This is a genomic window from Aeromonas bivalvium (genome assembly GCF_000819765.1).
GTDB lineage: Bacteria > Pseudomonadota > Gammaproteobacteria > Enterobacterales > Aeromonadaceae > Aeromonas > Aeromonas bivalvium.
Window position 1 is genome coordinate 1 of record NZ_CDBT01000050.1, and the last position, 615, is coordinate 615.

The 615-nt window shown below is 69.9% G+C and carries 1 protein-coding gene; it reads right to left on the reverse strand.

Translation table 11 applies throughout. From position 1 onward, the window contains the following. Positions 1 to 615 (reverse strand): VCBS domain-containing protein (locus BN1119_RS14670; protein ID WP_041999504.1); only part of this gene is annotated, 615 nt, incomplete at both ends.

Here is a 615-nt window from a genome sequence, read left to right on the forward strand (position 1 = left end):
TGCCGCCGCCTGTGCTGACGGCGCTGACGGTCCGGCTCTCGGCGACGTTGGCCGAATCGGGGTCGGTGTCGTTGGTGAGGACGTTGCCGCTGGCATCGCTGCCCGGGGTGGCGTTGTCGACGCCCCCCGCCTCGACGGCGCTGCCGGTGTCATCCACCGCCACCGGGGTGTCGTTGCGCCCCTGGATGCTGATGGTCAGGGTGGCGGCGCTGGTGAGGCCGCCGAGATCGGCAATCTGGTAGTCGAATACCTCGCTGAGGGTCTCGCCCGCCAGCAGGGCTTGCACCGCCGGGTTGTCATTGTCGAGCACATAGGTGTAGCTGCCGTCGGCATTGAGGGTGAGGGTGCCATAGAGCCCGTTGAGGGCACTGCCGGGGGCGGCGCTGCTGGCACCGAAGCTGACGCCGGTGACGGTGAGGGCCTCGCCATTGTGGTCGGGGTCTGAGTCGTTGGTCAACACGTTGCCGCTGGGGTCGCTGCCCGGGGTGCCATTGTCGAGCCCGCCCGCCTCGATGGCGATGGCACTGTCGGCGCTGGCGGTGGGGGCGTCGTTGGCCCCTTGCAGCGTGATGACGAGGCTGGCGCTGCTGGTGGCGCCGGCGGCATCCGTCATGG